General features: G+C 51.5%; 14 protein-coding genes. 13 read left to right on the top strand and 1 reads right to left on the bottom strand.

Going from position 1 to position 17,145, the window contains the following annotated elements:
• Positions 1–58: 58 nt before the first annotated feature.
• From CFI03_RS09660 to cysI, 5 genes are all read left to right on the top strand, one after another.
• Positions 59–592, top strand: coding sequence for a hypothetical protein (locus CFI03_RS09660; RefSeq protein WP_248757219.1), 534 nt, complete (start codon positions 59–61; stop codon positions 590–592).
• 266 nt (positions 593–858) lie between these two features.
• Positions 859–2,913, top strand: coding sequence for a GxGYxYP domain-containing protein (locus tag CFI03_RS09655; RefSeq protein WP_248757218.1), 2,055 nt, complete (start codon positions 859–861; stop codon positions 2,911–2,913).
• A gap of 487 nt (positions 2,914–3,400) precedes the next feature.
• Positions 3,401–4,390, top strand: coding sequence for a cell wall hydrolase (locus CFI03_RS09650; protein WP_248757217.1), 990 nt, complete (start codon positions 3,401–3,403; stop codon positions 4,388–4,390).
• Between the two features lie 333 nt (positions 4,391–4,723).
• Positions 4,724–6,583, top strand: coding sequence for an assimilatory sulfite reductase (NADPH) flavoprotein subunit (locus tag CFI03_RS09645; protein WP_248757216.1), 1,860 nt, complete (start codon positions 4,724–4,726; stop codon positions 6,581–6,583).
• Positions 6,584–6,653: 70 nt separating this feature from the next.
• Positions 6,654–8,378, top strand: a complete 1,725-nt coding sequence (gene cysI, locus CFI03_RS09640) for an assimilatory sulfite reductase (NADPH) hemoprotein subunit (RefSeq protein ID WP_248757215.1) — start codon at positions 6,654–6,656, stop codon at positions 8,376–8,378.
• A 46-nt stretch (positions 8,379–8,424) separates the two neighbouring features.
• Here the strand turns inward: cysI and CFI03_RS09635 are convergent, their stop codons facing one another.
• Positions 8,425–9,588: an ROK family protein gene (locus CFI03_RS09635; protein ID WP_248757214.1), complete on the bottom strand. Its 1,164-nt coding sequence runs from the start codon at positions 9,586–9,588 to the stop codon at positions 8,425–8,427.
• Between the two features lie 125 nt (positions 9,589–9,713).
• On the opposite strand from CFI03_RS09635, the gene CFI03_RS09630 reads away from it, so the two are divergent.
• The 8 genes from CFI03_RS09630 to CFI03_RS09600 are packed head-to-tail and all read left to right on the top strand — an operon-like array spanning position 9,714 to position 17,084.
• Entirely contained in the window at positions 9,714–10,982 is a 1,269-nt protein-coding gene (locus tag CFI03_RS09630; protein ID WP_248757213.1) for a nickel pincer cofactor-dependent isomerase, group 22, read from the top strand.
• 27 nt (positions 10,983–11,009) lie between these two features.
• The gene (locus CFI03_RS09625; RefSeq protein WP_248757212.1) at positions 11,010–11,783 is read left to right on the top strand and encodes an SDR family oxidoreductase; all 774 of its coding nucleotides are present in this window, start codon (positions 11,010–11,012) and stop codon (positions 11,781–11,783) included.
• A gap of 14 nt (positions 11,784–11,797) precedes the next feature.
• Entirely contained in the window at positions 11,798–12,601 is an 804-nt protein-coding gene (gene larE, locus CFI03_RS09620) for an ATP-dependent sacrificial sulfur transferase LarE (RefSeq protein WP_248757211.1), read from the top strand.
• A 45-nt stretch (positions 12,602–12,646) separates the two neighbouring features.
• Complete coding sequence (locus tag CFI03_RS09615; RefSeq protein WP_248757210.1) at positions 12,647–14,116, top strand: gluconokinase; 1,470 nt, start codon at positions 12,647–12,649, stop codon at positions 14,114–14,116.
• Positions 14,117–14,145: 29 nt separating this feature from the next.
• The gene (larB, locus tag CFI03_RS09610; protein ID WP_248757209.1) at positions 14,146–14,904 is read left to right on the top strand and encodes a nickel pincer cofactor biosynthesis protein LarB; all 759 of its coding nucleotides are present in this window, start codon (positions 14,146–14,148) and stop codon (positions 14,902–14,904) included.
• On the top strand, positions 14,901–15,911 hold the full coding sequence (gene larC / locus CFI03_RS31045) for a nickel pincer cofactor biosynthesis protein LarC (RefSeq protein WP_283094470.1): 1,011 nt from the start codon (positions 14,901–14,903) through the stop codon (positions 15,909–15,911). Before larB ends, larC begins: the two co-directional genes overlap by 4 nt.
• A gap of 25 nt (positions 15,912–15,936) precedes the next feature.
• Entirely contained in the window at positions 15,937–16,401 is a 465-nt protein-coding gene (larC2, locus tag CFI03_RS31040) for a nickel pincer cofactor biosynthesis protein LarC2 (protein ID WP_201004339.1), read from the top strand.
• 38 nt (positions 16,402–16,439) lie between these two features.
• Complete coding sequence (locus CFI03_RS09600) at positions 16,440–17,084, top strand: HupE/UreJ family protein (protein ID WP_248757208.1); 645 nt, start codon at positions 16,440–16,442, stop codon at positions 17,082–17,084.
• Positions 17,085–17,145: the final 61 nt, after the last annotated feature.

Raw genomic sequence — 17,145 nt, 5'->3', positions numbered from 1 at the left:
TGCAAGAAGGAGGAATTGGGAGGGTAACTATTTAATTAAGTAACTACGGGGTGATTATTTGAAAAAGCTAGGTATGCTCTTCTGCGTGTGCTTGCTGTTACTTACCGGATGTCAGAGTTCCAATGATGGGCTTGCCAAAGCCCAGGAGAAGATTGACCAATCCAATCTCTCTTTTAAAATTCCGAAACTAGACGGATATGAAGTTAATTATGTGCAACTCGTCGGTCCGCCAAAGGATGAGCAGGGTAATGCCATGGGGGACAAGCAAGAGGTTCTTGTTACTTATACCGATCATAAGGGCAAGCTGATGAAGCCGGCAGAAGAACAGAAAGCAGATAAGGAAAGAGATATCTTATATGGACCCTATCAAGGTGAAACGTTCATTACGATAACCTATAGCAGTTTCGAGTCTGATCTGGATAATAGTCAGGATATAGTAATAGACGGTGAGCAAGTTCAGAAAGCAGTTGCAGGCGAGCGCACTTTGCTTCTTTTTAACGGTGAGGAAGGTTCAATCATGTTGGAGTATAACAAATTAGATCAAGCTGCTATTACGCAACTGACTGAACAGGTAATCAAGGAGAACAAATAGATCTAACCGATTAAGACTTCCGGATTTCCGGAAGTCTTTTTTTGTCATTTTAAGGAAATGTCGGTCTCCTTCTTAAGACCCTAAAGCGGACGTAAAGCACTATTTATTTGGTAATTTTTGTCGAAGTTATTGAAATGACATATACAATATATATAATATATCTTGTGTGTGAGCCACAGCTATGATGCACCGCTAGGAGGTGGGAAGCCAGCGTTTCGTTTTCGAACTTGCAGCATCACTAATTAAACCATAAGAGGTGTGAGAACATGATTCGAAAGTTAACGGCAATCAGTCTAGCCATTGTCAGTACGCTGTCTTTCACGGCGGCAGGATCGTATGCCGATCCGCAGCCGGCGGCACAAGGATCCACCATTTCATGGCCGGATAAACAACAGCTTCCGACCTTCAAGCAGCCTAAGCAGCTGGAGGTTGCGGACATTTATGACGCTCCGGGTGACGTGAAGCTTATGCTGTCTACCCTGCAGGGGATCGTCAACCGTAAGGAGCCCCGCATCTACCTGCTGGAAAGCAAGGAAGAAGGCAAGTATAAATGGCTGAATGATTTGGACGTCGACTATAAAGTGCGCGACGATTATTTCGACCTTTTGAAAAAGTTCCAAAAAGAAGTAAAGGGTATCATTATCTACGATCCTAACGTACCGGATTCCGTTAACGTGGCTACAACGCTTGCCGGACTTCGCGACGGCGTGGCCGTAAGCCCGGAGCTGGGCGCAAAGCTGCAAGCCGCACCGTATAATTTCAAAGTAATCGAGGATCTTCAAGGCAAATTCAAAGACCGCGTAGATGCTTATACGTGGGAGTACGAGAATTTGTGGAAGGAAACAAGCCACCGGATGCTGGTTGGTTTGAGTCCGGAAGTATCCGCGCGTCCGCCTGCGAATCAGCCTGATACGTACAAGGTTGTAGCGCAGGAGAAAACGGAAGAGCGCGATGCCAAGAACCGTCAAGTCTACGATCTGGACTTGTCTTCGTTTTTGGCAAAGCCTGATGTGTACGTGAAGTTCGGGGATGCTTTCACCCAGGACGGCTGGGGATCGGCCGTTCACGAAATTACGGTGAAGGCTGACGGCGTAGAGGTTGCGCACTTCCTGCCGGGTACGGATGCGGAGAAGCCTTTCCTGTACGACCCACAAAGCTCCCAGGTATCTTCGGGCAGCGGCGGCCACCGCTTTGCGGATGGCGGCAACTACTTCACTTACAAGTTCACGCCGCCTGCCGGCACGAAAGCTCTGACAATGTCCGTTGAGATGTGGAACGAGTACAAGGTGAGCGCGACTAATGATCAACCGTTCTCTTCCCTGACGAAGGAGCCATACGGTTACCTGCGCGATTACGCGGTAGCGAACAAAGCGATGGTCTTCTGGCTGGATTCCAATGATCCGGCGGAGAAGGAGCTGTTCGAGAAAATTTTGTCCGATGTGAAGCCGGGAACGCCGTACCTCGGATGGTTCAGCAACGATTTCCAAGGCGAGTTCAGCGGCGTAGAGGTTGCTTCGAATCATGGCGTATACGTGCTTGCGGCGGACTGGTTCAGCAATATGACCGTGTTCTCCGGCACGAAGCCGGAATTCTCGAAGCCTAAAGCTCCGAAGCCGGTGAAGCTGGATAACAAAATTTACGTAACGTATACCTTCAGCGAAGGCGACAACCTGCAATATAACCAGCATAGACTTCGGAATTTGTGGGATGATCCAAAACGCGGCCAGGTGCCGATCAACTGGACTTCCAGCCCGCTGCTCTATGATGCCGCTCCTGCCATGCTGAATTACTTCTATGGCACGGCAACGGCTAACGATCAGATTATCGCCGGTCCTTCCGGAGCGGGTTACTTCTATCCGGCAGCTTGGCCGGAGAAGGCTCTTACCGATTATCTGAGAAACACGAAAGACTACCTGAAGAAAACCGGCATGAACATTCCGTATGTGCTTAACCGTCTGAATGGCGAAAACCTGCCGCTCAGCAAAGCGAACAATGCGGCATACCGCGATCAATATGAAGTGCCTGGCCTGTTCATCGGCTGGGATAACTTCACCAAGGTAGACATTGTTGACGGCGTTCCAACGTCCAACATTCAAGGCGTAGGCTCCGTAAACGATACGAAAAAAGCTCTCGCGGACGCCAAAGCGAAATGGGACGGCAAATCGCCGCTCTTCGTATCCCTCGGCATCCTGGCATGGGGCATGACGCCAACCGATCTGGCGAACGTTACAGCCGAGCTTGGTCCTGAGTACCAAGTGGTCCTCGCCGACCAATACTTCTCGCTGATCCGCGACGCCAACGGCTTGCCGGCGAAAAAGTAACCTGATCCAGACAAAGACCTCCGGGGTTCCCGGAGGTCTTTGTTATTTCCGAGCCAAGCTGTCCTTCACTCTCGCTAAAGAAACGTAGTAACCTTATTTGTGACAATTTGGCTGTCTGCCAAATCTAACGAAACTTGGTAACGTTATTTGGCTCATTAGAGACCACATGGTGCACGCAGAAATTCGATCGTTCCGTGTCCTAAGGGTCGTGAATACAAGCAAAAACGCCGCTTCGAAATCGTCTTATCACGGAGATAAAACGAAAATCAAAACGGCGTGTGCTTCACGACCAACTATTTATTAACCGTATAAATTAATAATAAATGAGAAACAAATCGCTCTTTTATGAGAAAAATGAAAGAATTTCTAGCGTATTTCAGCTTTTCTGTGAAAATGTTAATCCAAACTTTATATTTCCATGTGGTACAATTACCCAGAGCATGAATGGTTCAGGGCTTTATACCTACATTTATTCAAGGAGGTATATATGATCGTACATAGCATGCAAAAATCTGTGAAGATCATGTCTTGTGTAATGGCTTTAGCGCTTCTCTGGCTTAGTGCTGGACCGCTTGCAAGCGTTTCTGCGGCAGAAGCGGGCGCAACGGTTCGGGTAAATGGCGAGAACGCGAAGCTGTCAGATTCCATTATTACACAAAAGAACAGAATGTATGTACCGGCAGCTCGCATTGCTACGATGCTTGGCGCCGAGATCAGTTGGGACAGCAATAATGAAGAACTTACAATAGATACAGCTTACAATGATGAAATTGTATTCGGCAATGGCGTACCTGTCGTATATTTCAACGACAACCGTTACAAGATGGATGCGGTACCGTTCATGGAAGACGGCAGAATGTATGTGCCTCTCCGCCAGCTGGCTGACGTGCTTCACGCAGAGCTGACATGGGATACCGATTCGAATACGGCAAAGCTTACCGATGTGGACCGTGCAGCCGTAACCGATGAATACGGTCTTGCCGAGATCAGCAAGGAATACGGCATCAGCACCGCGACTTTGCTCAAGCGCAACGGATTAAACAGCAAGGATCAGGTAAAGCCCGGAACAAAATTAAAAGTCGTTATCCCTTCATTCCTGGATAATCCGGCTTCTTCGTATTCGCAAAGCGATTTAACGCTGCTTGCGAAGATTTCCCAAATTGAAGCAGGCAGAGACTCCTACGAAGGACAGCTTGCCATTGCGAATGTTATTCTGAACCGGGTGAAGGACTCCCGTTTTCCGGATTCCATTCATGATGTAATCTACTCCGGCAAGCAATTCCCGCCAGCCCACAACGGACTGCTAGACAAGAGCAAGCCGAATGCTAGCGCGCTTCGCGCAGCCAAGGATGCCTTGAACGGGAGAAATAACGTTTATGACGCCGTTTATTTCTACAATCCGAACGTCACCAGAGGATCGTTCTGGAGCAGCCTCGAGGTTGTAGCCAGAATCGGCGGACACAACTTCGCAAGATAACAGGATAAGATTATCGATGCACCTCATTTAATGAGGTGCTTTTTTTATATTGATTTTTACCCCTATCCGGAACAAGTTGAAACCTCTTATCGCTGCCTGATGCCTTGCAGGAAGAGAAGAATAAGCATTTTACAGCCATAATTAGGGAAAAATTATGTCATATCAGTCCGTATACGCAGCTTTATAAATAAAAGTGATTAATATTACAGAATATCTTATAGACATTTTTCGACGAACGCATTGAACCTAACGAAAGCCTGCGTTAGTATTAAGTATAGTAAAAAACAGAGTGTCGAAGTCGGATTTTATAGATTGATGTGAGGTGGATGTTGTTTGCAACTTCAAGTGACGAATAGTCCGTTTACGGGCGAGCAGGCAGAACTGCTTAACAAGCTGCTCCCAACTTTAACAGGATCTCAAATGCAATGGCTGAGCGGTTATTTAGCTTTTTACGGCGCGGGCAATAACACGGCTCTGGCATCGGTTGCCGCGGGAGCCGCTATCGCGGAAGCGCCTGCGACTGCCCTTTCCGTAGTACCTGCCGTGCCGCAAGGTCCTAAGGATGCTACCATTTTGTTCGGATCGCAAACAGGCAATGCGCAAAGATTGGCTGGCCGTCTTGCCGAGAAGCTGAAAGCGCAGGGCTTTGACGTAACGTTGTCGGCGATGAACAAGTTCAAGACCAACAAATTAAAAGAAGTCGGCTATTTGTTTATCCTCGCAAGCACGCATGGCGAAGGAGATCCGCCGGATAACGCCTTGACATTCTATGAATTCCTGCATGGCAAACGTGCACCGAAGCTGGAGGGCATGAAGTTCTCCGTGCTGGCTCTTGGCGACACATCGTACGAATTTTTCTGCAAAACAGGCGCAGACTTTGACTCCCGTCTCGCTGAGCTTGGCGCTGAACGTATCGTTGACCGCGTGGACTGCGACGTTGATTTCGAAGATGCGGCAGCCGGTTGGCTTGCGGCAGTCAGCGGAGCGGTTAGCGCTGCGCCGTCGGCAGCGGCAGCTCCGCAAGGAGCTGCGGTATCGGCATCCCCGGCAGCAGCCGGCGAGTCCGAATACTCCCGTTCGAATCCGTTTATGGCCGAAGTGCTGGACAGCTTGAACCTGAACGGCAGAGGCTCCGATCGCGAGACGCGCCATTTGGAGCTGTCGCTCGAAGGATCCGGTCTGACTTATGCGCCTGGCGATGCGGTTGGCGTATACGCGCAAAACGATCCCGCATTAGTAAACGACATCATTGCGCTTCTTAACTGGGATGCGAATGAGAAGGTTGTAACCGGTAAAGCCGGAGAGACTTCAACGCTGCGTGAAGCTCTGCTCCACCATTATGAAATTACGGTATTAACGAAGCCGCTGCTGGAAAAAGCCGTTGCTTTCTCGGGCAATTCCAAGCTTGCCGAGCTTGTTAAACCGGAAAATAAAGAAGAATTGAAGGCGTACCTGAACGGACGCGATTTGCTTGACCTGCTCCGTGATTTCGCGCCTTGGACACTGAAAGCAGCGGATGTCGCAAACTTGCTCCGCAAGCTGCCTCCGCGTCTATATTCGATCGCAAGCAGCATCGAAGCGCATCCGGAAGAAGTGCATCTGACCATCCGCAAGGTGGAATACGAAGCGCATGGCCGCGACCGCAAAGGCGTATGCTCGGTATTTGTATCCGAACGTCTGCAGCCTGGCGACAAGCTGCCGATCTTTATCCAACAGAACCCGAACTTCAAGCCGCCGGTTAGTCCGGATACGCCTGTGATCATGGTTGGTCCGGGTACTGGCGTTGCACCGTTCCGCGCCTTCCTGGAAGAGCGCGAGGAATCGGGTGCCGAAGGCCAGACTTGGTTGTTCTACGGCGATCGCCATTTCGTAACGGACTTCCTGTATCAAACCGATTGGCAGCGCATGCTGAAGGACGGCGTATTGTCGAAGCTGGACGTAGCATTCTCCCGCGATACGGAAGAGAAGGTCTACGTGCAACACCGCATGCTGGAAAATGGCGCAGAGCTGTACAAGTGGCTGGAAAACGGCGCTCATGTTTATGTCTGCGGCGACGAGAAGCACATGGCGCATGACGTTCAATCCGCGCTCCTGACGATTATCGGCCAATACGGCGGCAAATCGCCTGAGGATGCGGCAGCCTACCTGTCCGCATTGCAAGAGCAAGGACGCTACCAACGCGACGTATACTAGGCGCTCGATCGGCAGCGCATAGCAAATAGATAAGTATGGGCCCATTACATGGGCAAAGGAGCTAACAGCAATGGCAAAGAACCATAAAGTCGAGCCAGTCGGCGGACCGCCGAGCGACGTGGAACATCTGAAACTCGAAAGTAACTATTTGCGCGGTTCGTTGACCGACTCGCTGGCAAACCGGATTACAGGCGGACTTCCCGAGCTGGATAACCGACTTCTGAAATTCCACGGCAGCTACATGCAGGACGACCGCGATTATCGCAACGAGCGCGAGAAGCAAAAGCTCGAGCCGTATTATCAATTTATGCTTCGCGTCGTTACACCGGGCGGTGTAGCGACTCCGGAGCAATGGCTTCTGATGGACAGCCTGGCTGACAAATACGGTACAGGCAGCCTGAAGCTGACTACGCGTCAAGCGTTCCAGCTGCATGGGGTATTGAAATGGAACCTGAAGAAAACCATTCAAGAGATCAATGAAGCGATGTTAACGACGCTTGCTGCTTGCGGCGACGTTAGCCGTAACGTGATGTGCAACCCGAATCCGTACCAGTCGGAGCTTCATAGCGAAGTATTCTACTGGGCGCAGCAGCTGACATCGCATCTGGCGCCAAAAACGCCTGCTTACCATGAAATCTGGCTGGATGGCGAGAAGGTCGTAGACGGCGCGGAGCAAGGCGAGGTTGAACCGATTTACGGTCCGGTCTACCTGCCTCGTAAGTTCAAGATCGGTATTGCCGTACCTCCTTCTAATGACGTGGACGTGTACTCGCAGGATCTTGGCTTTATTGCGATCCTAGGCGAAGACGGCAAGCTTGCCGGCTTTAACGTCAGCGTTGGCGGCGGCATGGGCATGACGCATGGCGATACGGCGACTTACCCGCAGCTTGCTAAAGTCATCGGCTTTGTAACCCCTGATCAAGTATTGGATCTGGCGGAAAAAGTCGTGACGATTCAACGCGACTACGGAAACCGTTCCGTACGCAAATACGCTCGTTTCAAATATACAATCGACCGTCACGGCCTTCCTTGGTTCATGGATGAGCTGCAGGACCGTCTGGGCTGGCAGCTTGCTCCTGCCCGCGAATTCCGCTTCGAGCATACGGGCGACCGTTACGGCTGGATCAAAGGTAAAGACGGCAAATGGAATCTGAATCTGTATGTTCAAGCCGGCCGCGTGGTCGATACGGAAGACAATAAGCTGAGATCGGCGCTTCGCGAAATTGCGAAGATTCATACGGGGGATTTCCGTTTAACGGCTAACCAGAACCTGGTTATCGCGAACGTTACGGCTCAGAAGAAGACCAAAATCGTTGCTATTTTGAAGGAATTCGGCATTGCGGAAGGCTCGAACTATTCGGCGCTCCGCCGCAGCGCATTGTCCTGCGTAGCCCTTCCAACCTGCGGTCTTGCCATGGCGGAAGCGGAGCGTTACCTGCCGTCGCTGATCGACCGTCTGGAGCCTATCCTTGCTAACGCGGGACTCCGGGATCAAGAGATCAACATTCGGATGACGGGCTGCCCGAACGGCTGCGCGCGTCCGGCGCTTGGCGAAATTTCGTTTATCGGCAAATCGCCTGGCAAATACAACATGTACATGGGCGCAGGCTTCGCCGGCGACCGCCTCAGCAAGATGTACAAAGAAAACATCGGCGAAGACGAAATCATCGATACCCTTACGCCAATTATTAACCGGTATGCTGCCGAACGCAACCAAGGCGAGAATTTTGGCGACTTTGTTATCCGTGCGGGCTACGTGAAGGCGGTAGCGGACGGAACGAACTTCCACGACTAACAGCAAAGCGGTGCAGAGAACAATCTCTGCACCGCTTTTTTTTGCGTTAACCTTTATAGGGAAGATTCAAAATGGGGACCTGCAGGAAGTTCTGGATCGCAATCGCGCATGCGCCAAGCACGCAGGATTGTTTCCCGATGGTGGAAATCTTGATTTCCCGGTAGTGGCTGACTCTGGAGTTTAAATTCGATTCAATGAGCGGGAGGGAGTCCGGATAAATCCGCAGCAATTCGCTGTCCAGAACAACAACCTCCGGGTTATAAATATTAATAATGTTATTTAGACCGATGGAGAGATAATAGAGGAACTGCTCCATTATATCCGTCACGTCCGGGTCCTTCTCCTCCATCCAGCGTTCGATTTGCGCATAGGTGATGTCCGCGTCCGGCTTCTTGGCGCGCAATAGCTGGAGGACGCTTGTCTCGGAAGCGTATTTCTCCCAGCAGCCTTGATTGCCGCAATTGCACGGAAGGCCGCCAGGCATAACAATCATATGACCAATCTCCCCGGCAAATCCGTCTTGCCCCCGGAAGAAGGAATGATTTATCATCATGCCCATCCCGATGCCGGAATGCAAAGTGACGCTTAACAGATCGTTAGTCTCGTGATGGAAAAAAACGCGCTCCGCGAAAGCGCTGAGATTCGCATTGTTCTCCAGCTTTACTTGCAGGCCAAGAGCGTTCTCCAAATCGCTCTTCAGCGGGACGTCATGCCAGTCAAAGGACGGGATATAATGAATGACTTCATCCGTTGAGACTAGGCCGTGAATGGCGATAACAATGCCGATAATGCCGTACCGGCTGGCAGCGAAGCGCTCCTGATAATGCTTGATCTGGCCGGTCAGCAAGGTCAGGATATCCGCGTAAGCGTTGTTTTGCAATTTGATGGCGTCGGACAGGACAAGAGAGCCTTGAAGATCCGAGATCGCGAAGGAAATCCGATCATACTCCAGATCGATGCCAATCGCGTAACCGGCCTCCGCGTTAATGGACAGCATAATCGGTTTGCGGCCGACCTGGTTGTATTCGATTTCTTTCTCGATAACCAATTCCTCTTCAAGCAGATCCGAGACCTGGCCCGATACCGTCGCCCGGGTGAGGGCGGTTACTTTGGAGACGTCGGCTCTCGAAAGCATGCCTTCCTTCAAAATTTCTTTCAGAATCAAAGAACGATTCATTTTCTTTATATAAGAAGCGTCGCCGGTAATCATCTTTATCCTCCTAGCAGCATAAATACGGAATTGACAATGGAGATAGTGCTTGTTACATTTATAATACAATTAATTTGTTCATTAAACAAACAAATTATTAGAGCGTAAAAAGGAGCGATGACTGGATGGGTATTTTGCAGGATTTGGTCAAGGATATTCCGATTCCGCGCATGGCCAAGGTGAAAGTCAATTTCGACGATTCAAAAATTGAAGATATCGCAAGCGAGCTGCTGCCGAAGCTTCAGCGGGAGCAAATTACAAGCCGCGTCAAACCGGGCATGGAGATTGCAATTGCGGTAGGCAGCCGCGGACTTGACCGTCTCGTGGAGATTACGGCGGTTACCGTGAAGTTCCTGAAGGATGCCGGAGCGAAACCATTTATCGTGCCGAGCATGGGAAGCCATGGCGGAGCGACGGCGGAAGGGCAACGCGAAGTGCTCGCTCATCTGGGCGTAACGGAAGAGACGGCTGGATGCGAGATCCGCTCTTCGATGGAAGTCGTGCAGCTTGGCGAGCTTCCGAACGGCCTTCCCGTCTATCTGGATAAATTCGCTGCCGCGGCGGACGGTATTGTCGTCATTAACCGCGTGAAGCCGCATACGGCATTTAGAGGCAATGTGGAAAGCGGTATCATGAAGATGATCAGCATCGGTCTTGGCAAGCAAAGAGGCGCGGAGGCGTGCCACCAGCTTGGCTTCAAATATATGGCGGAGAATGTTCCGGCTATGGCTAAGCTTATTATGGAGCAGAAGCCGGTGTTGTTTGGCGTAGCGTCGATTGAGAATGCTTTCGATAAAGTCCGCTACATCGAAACGCTTACCCCGGATGAAATCGTAGAGCGGGAGCCGCAATTCCTCGCCCAAGCGAAGGAGCTGCTGCCGAAGCTGTTCTTTGACCAGCTGGATGTTCTCATTATTGATCAGATCGGCAAAAACATCAGCGGCGACGGAATGGATCCGAACATTACGGGCCGTTACCCGACGCCATACGCGCATGGCGGGCCGGACGTGAACAAAATGGCCGTGCTTGACCTGACGCATCAGACGGAAGGCAACGCAAACGGCGTTGGAACGGCGGATTTTACAACGCAGCGTCTCGTAGACAAGATGGACCTGGAGAAAACGTACGCAAACGGTCTGACTTCGACGGTTGTGGCGCCAACCAAGATTGCCACGACGCTTCCGAATGACCGGGAGACGATTCAGGCGTCGATCAAGACGTGCAATATTTTGCATTTTGACCAGGTAAAAATGGTGCGGATCAAAAACACGCTGGAGATTGGCGAGATTGAAGTATCGGAAGCTCTCCTGGAATACGTGAAGCATCATCCGCGCATGGAAGTCGTGAAGGATTTATATGAGCTTGATTTCAATAACGACGGAAACTTGTTCTAGATCAGAGACAATGGGGAGAGAAGAATAATGACGGCTAACTTATTTGATTTGACGGGGAAAACGGCGGTTGTCATCGGCGGCAACAGCGTACTTGGTTCTTCCATGGCAGCGGGTCTTGCCGCTCACGGCGCCCATGTTGCTATTGTTGGACGTAATATCGAAAAGGCGCAAGACGTTGTGGACGCCATTATCAGCGATGGCGGTAGCGCGAAGGCGTTCCAAGCGGATGTATTGTCCAAGGAATCGCTGCTCAAGGTACAGTCGGAGTTTGAAGCGTGGAGAGGCGGATGCGATATTCTGCTGAATGCCCCGGGCAAAAACAGCGCAACTCCATTCTTCGAGCTGGAAATGGAGGAGTATGACGACATCATGGACGTCAATCTGAAAGGAATTATACTCACCTGCCAAATCTTCGCCAAGCGGATGATCGAGCAGCAGCGGACGGGCAGCATAATTAATATTTCTTCCGTATCCTCCACTACGCCGTTGTCCAGAGTGTTTACTTATTCGGTATCCAAAGCCGGTCTTAACAGCGTTACGCAATTTCTCGCCCGCGAGTTCGCCGAGCAAGGCATCCGGGTGAATGCCATTATTCCGGGGTTCTTCCCGGCTGAACAGAACCGTAAAATATTAAGCGAGGAACGTGTTGCCTCCATTATGCGTCATACGCCAATGAACCGGTTCGGAACGCCGGAGGAGCTTCAAGGCGCAGCGGTATGGCTGGCTTCGGAGAAAGCATCGGGCTTCGTTACGGGAACCTTGATCCGCGTGGACGGCGGTTTCGGCAGCATGACGATCTAGAGAGGGGAATGGAAATGCAGACTGAAAAATATGTTGCCCTGCAGGACATTCTTCGCGAGATGGGATCGGTTGTGGTTGCTTTTTCCGGAGGGGTGGACAGTACCTTTCTGTTAAAAGCGGCGGTTGAGACGCTTGGACCGGAGAACGTGCTTGCCGTCACGGCCGATTCGGAGACCTACCCGACGAGTGAGCTGGAAGAAGCCAAGGCGCTGGCGAAGCAAATCGGCGTACAGCACGAAGTCGTTTCGACTTCGGAGCTTGCCATTCCGGGGTATGCGGAGAACAATAAGAACCGTTGTTATTTTTGCAAAAGCAGCCTGTTTGACCACCTGTTCCCGCTGCTCGAAGAGCGATCCTTCGCCAATCTGGTGTACGGCGTTATCGCGGATGACAAGAACGAACACCGTCCCGGCATGCAGGCGGCCAAGGAAAGAGGCGTCAGAGGCCCGCTGCTGGAGGCGGATTTATATAAACAGGAAATTCGGGAGCTGTCGAAGGTCTTTGGCCTGCCGACATGGGATAAACCTTCCTTCGCCTGCTTGTCCTCAAGGATTGCTTACGGCGAGAGAATTACGAACGAGAAGCTGCTGAAGGTGGAACGCGCGGAAGCTTATTTGAAATCGCTCCGTATTCGCCAAGTTCGCGTGCGTACTCACGACGAGATTGCTAGAATAGAGGTAGAACCTGGCGATATGACGCTAGTGCTCGCTCATCACGATTCAATCGTAGCGCAGCTTCAAGCCTTTGGTTATAAATACGTAACCCTTGATCTGCTCGGATACAAGAGCGGCAGCATGAATCGATCGCTTCATCTATAATTCGGGCAAGCCGTTTACACTTGGGGAAAAAGGAAGGATTATCGAATGTCAAATTACGTCATTGGGCTTGATCTGGGCACAACCAGCGCCAAAGCCTGTATCTTTAACCGCGTTGGCCATCTTATTGCGGAGGCGGAGGAGCTTGTTGACTCCGAATACCCGCAGGTAGGCTGGGTCCAGCAGAATGCGGCTGCTATTGAACGCTCTGCCGTTCTTGCCGTAAGCAAGGCGATTCAGAAAGCGGGAATCGGGAAGGACGAGGTTGCCGTTCTCGGATTTTCAGCGGCTATGCATTCTCTCTTGCCGGTAAGCGGAGAGGGGAAGCCGTTAGCCCCTGCTTTGATCTGGTCGGACGGAAGGGGAACGGATCAGGCGGAACGCCTGACGGAGGAAGAGCGTCAGCGTTACTACGAGAGAACGGGTACGCCGATCCATCCCATGTCGCCCTTCCTGAAGCTGCTGTGGATGAAGGACGCCGGATACGAGCCTTACCGTCAAGCCGCCTTTTTCATGTCGATCAAGGAATATTTGATTTATTGCTGGTTCGGCAAGCGGGTCATCGACTATTCGATGGCGTCGGCCACCGGATTGTTTAACCCGCATGCGCGGGAGTGGGATGGGGAAATGCTGGATCTGGCCGGTATTCAGGCGAGCCAGCTATCCGAAATTGTTGCCCCTACGACCCTTCTAGGTACGATAAACAGGGAGATTGCCGAAGAAATGGGAATCGCGCCGGAGCTGCCCGTGGCGATTGGCGCCGCGGACGGCCAACTGGCTAACCTGGGAATTGGCGCGCTGCTGCCCGGGGAAGTTGCCGTATCGGTCGGGACAAGCGGAGCAATCCGCCAAGTGACCCATGAGGCGAAGGTCAGCAGCCGCGGCGAGACGTTCTGCTATTCTTTTACCGAGGATTCCTATATTATCGGCGGACCTACGAACAATGGCGGCATCGCGCTCCAGTGGCTGAAGCAGCTTCTGAATGATCAAGGCAGCTACGAAAGCTTCCTCGCGGAGGCGGACAAGTCCGCTACCGGAGCCGAAGGCCTGCTGTTCCTCCCGTATATTAACGGGGAGAGAGCGCCTCTGTGGAATCCGCGTGCAAGAGGCAACTTCTACGGCATGACCGTTGCCCATACGAAGGCGCATTACGTTCGCGCCGTGCTGGAAGGCATTACGTTTAATTTGTATCAGATTGGACGGGCCTTGGAGCAGCTTGCCGGTCCTTCCCGGAAAATTTACGTAAACGGCGGTTTAGCGCGTTCGCCGTTCTGGCTGCAGATGATGGCGGATATTTTCGATGCGGAAATTTACGTTTCGGAGAATCATCATAGCGCAGCTTGGGGAGCCGCCTGGATTGGGCTGGTCGCAATCGGGGAAGAGAAGGATCTGGCTTCTATTAAGTCTAATATCCCGATGGGGGAAGCCGTGCATCCGAATCCCGGGAACAGCAAGGTATATAAAGCCATTTATGATCGCTACGAGAAATTGGCAGCCGGTATTGCAGCATTGTTCTAAAGATCCGAAAAGGCTTAAGAGGTGAATACATGCTTGAAGAAGTGCTAAGACAGGTACAGGACGGCAGGCTTAGCGTCGAGGATGCGGCGAAGCAGCTGGCGACATTCGAGAATTTGGGCTTTGCGAAGGTGGACCATCACCGGAAAAAACGCCAGGGCTTCCCTGAAATCGTATACGGGGAAGGCAAATCGGCGGAGCAAATTATCGGGATTGCGAAAGCTTTGCAGGCGCAAAATCACGAGGTTCTTATTACCCGCGTGTCTCGGGAAAAAGCGGAACAGATCCGGATTGTGTGTTCCGATTATCAATACGATGCCGTAGCTAGACTGCTGTTCTGGAAGCATGCGGACAATGGGGAGAGCAAGCTGAACGGGTATGTTGCGGTTGTGGCGGCAGGCACATCGGATCTGGCCGTTGCCGAAGAAGCGGCTGTAACGGCTGAAGTTCTGGGAAGCAGCGTACGCCGCTTCTACGATGTTGGGGTTGCGGGCATTCACCGCCTGCTGCATCATGCGGAAGAGATTCAGCAAGCCGCCGTTTCGGTCGTCGTTGCCGGGATGGAAGGAGCGCTGCCAAGCGTTGTAGGCGGCCTTGTCGCCCATCCGGTTATCGCGGTTCCGACAAGCGTGGGCTATGGCGCTAACTTTAACGGTCTGTCTGCACTTCTCACCATGCTCAATTCATGCGCCTCCGGCATCAGCGTCGTCAACATCGACAATGGATTTGGCGGCGGATATAACGCCGCGCTGATCCACCAGCTTATAAACAAAGGAGCCGCTGGCCTATGAAAACCTTATATATCGATTGCTTCTCCGGCATCAGCGGAGATATGTTTATCGGCGCCCTCCTGGATGCGGGAGGCGACGCCTCTCATCTGCAGGCAGAACTGAAGAAGCTTCAGATCAGCGACGAATACGAGCTTGCCTGGAAGCATGTGATGAAGAACGGCATCAAGGCTTTGAAGTTTGATGTCGAGCTGAAGCAGGAGGGGCAGGGGCACAGCCATGCTCATGATCATCATCATGAGCATAGTCATGAGCATGAACACGGACATGATCATCATCATGAGCATAGCCATGAGCATGAACACGAACATGATCATTATGACCATCACCAGCATGCGCATAGTCATGATCATGAGCACGACCATGGTCACAGCCATTTGCACGATCATGAGCACGACCATGGTCACAGCCATTTGCACGATCATGAGCACGACCACGATAACAGCCACCATCACGACCACAGCCATAGCCATTCGCATGATCACGGTCATCACCACCATGATCATCGGGCGTACAAGGACATCGTCGAGCTAATCGACAAATCTGCCTTGACGGACGCGGTTAAACAAACCGCGCTTCAAATTTTCAAGAAGATTGGCGAGGCCGAAGGGAAGATTCATGGCCTGCCGCTTGAACGGGTTCATTTTCACGAGGTAGGCGCGGTTGATTCCATCGTTGATATCGTTGGCGCTGCGATTCTGCTTCACCAGCTGCAGATTACAACGGTGAAATGCGCGCCCGTACCGGTTGGAGTTGGTAAAATCCGTATCGATCACGGTATTTACCCAGTGCCGGCGCCGGCAACGCTCGAAATGCTGAAGGGCATTCCGATCGAGCAGTCGACGATTCGTGCGGAGCTTACGACGCCTACCGGGGCAGCTTTTGCGGCAGTGCTTGCCGAAAGCTTTGGACCTATGCCTTCCTTCAAGGTGGAGGCAATCGGTTATGGCGCAGGGACCAAGACGTTCCCGGACCATCCGAATGTTTTGCGCGTTGTCATTGGCGAATAGTTGAAGGGGATAGGAGTCGGGCGAAATGTTCAATCAACCGGCATATGAGCATGAAGACAGCGGAATGATCAAGCTCGAAGTGAATCTGGACGATATTTCGGGCGAATGGCTCGGGTATGTGATGGACTTGCTGTTTGAGGAAGGCGCTAATGACGTGTTCTATACGCCGATTTATATGAAGAAAAATAGGCCGGGAACCATGCTGCAGCTGTTATGCCCGCAGGATAAATTAGAAGCGATGAAAGCGATTTTGTTCCGCGAGACAACTACGCTGGGCATCCGCTATTATCCGCTTACCGTTCACCGGCTGGAGCGGGTATTCGAAACGGTCCAGACCGAATGGGGACCGGTCACCGTCAAGAAAGGCTTGTATAACGGAGAAGTGGTTCAATGGGCACCGGAATACGAGGATTGCAAAAAAATCGCAAGCACGCTTGGCATTCCTCTTAAACAAGTTTATGATAGAGTTCGTATGGAACAAAATGGTTAAATGGTAGAGAGACAGGAACGCTTGGGAGGCTATACGGGATGGAGAGTTTAATAACGGTTCTGCTGCTTGGTCTGGTGCTTGGCATCAAGCATTCCATTGAACCCGACCACATTATCGCGGTATCGACGATGGTAAGCAATCAAAAGAAGCTGTGGCGTTCGACGTTAACGGGAATCTTTTGGGGGATCGGGCATACAAGCACGTTGTTTATCGTAGGAATGGTGCTCGTCCTCTTAAAGGGAGAGCTGCCTGAAGTTTGGGCAATGTCGCTGGAGTTTCTGGTAGGCATTATGCTCGTTTACTTGGGTTATAAAAATGTAATATCCGTAAAACGCGCTTATCAGCATTCCCATCGGCATGACAAATCCTCCCTCATCAAGGTGACGGTTATCGGCTTTATCCATGGTCTTGCCGGAAGCGCGGCGATGGTTATTCTGACCTTGTCAACGGTTGAGTCGGTATGGGAATGCGCCTTGTACATTCTTGTATTTGGAGTCGGAACGATCACGGGCATGCTGATATTCACAACGATTCTTGGCATTCCGTTTGTATATAGCAAGACGAGCGTAAAGCTGAACCGCGGTTTGATGCAGGCTGCGGGCACGGTAAGTTTTTTGTTCGGCCTTTATTATATGTACAACCTTGGGGTTACGGAAGGGCTGTTTGAGTTGTGGGTGAAATAGCAGCCTGCTGAAGCAAACGGGAGTAGATCGCGTGGTACGCCACGGTGACTATTCCCGTTTT

This window comes from Paenibacillus sp. ATY16, from assembly GCF_003399985.2.
Classification (GTDB): Bacteria; Bacillota; Bacilli; order Paenibacillales; family Paenibacillaceae; genus Pristimantibacillus; species Pristimantibacillus glycanilyticus.
The sequence above is the reverse complement of the archived record's forward strand: the minus strand, read 5'-3'. Positions and strand labels throughout refer to the sequence as shown.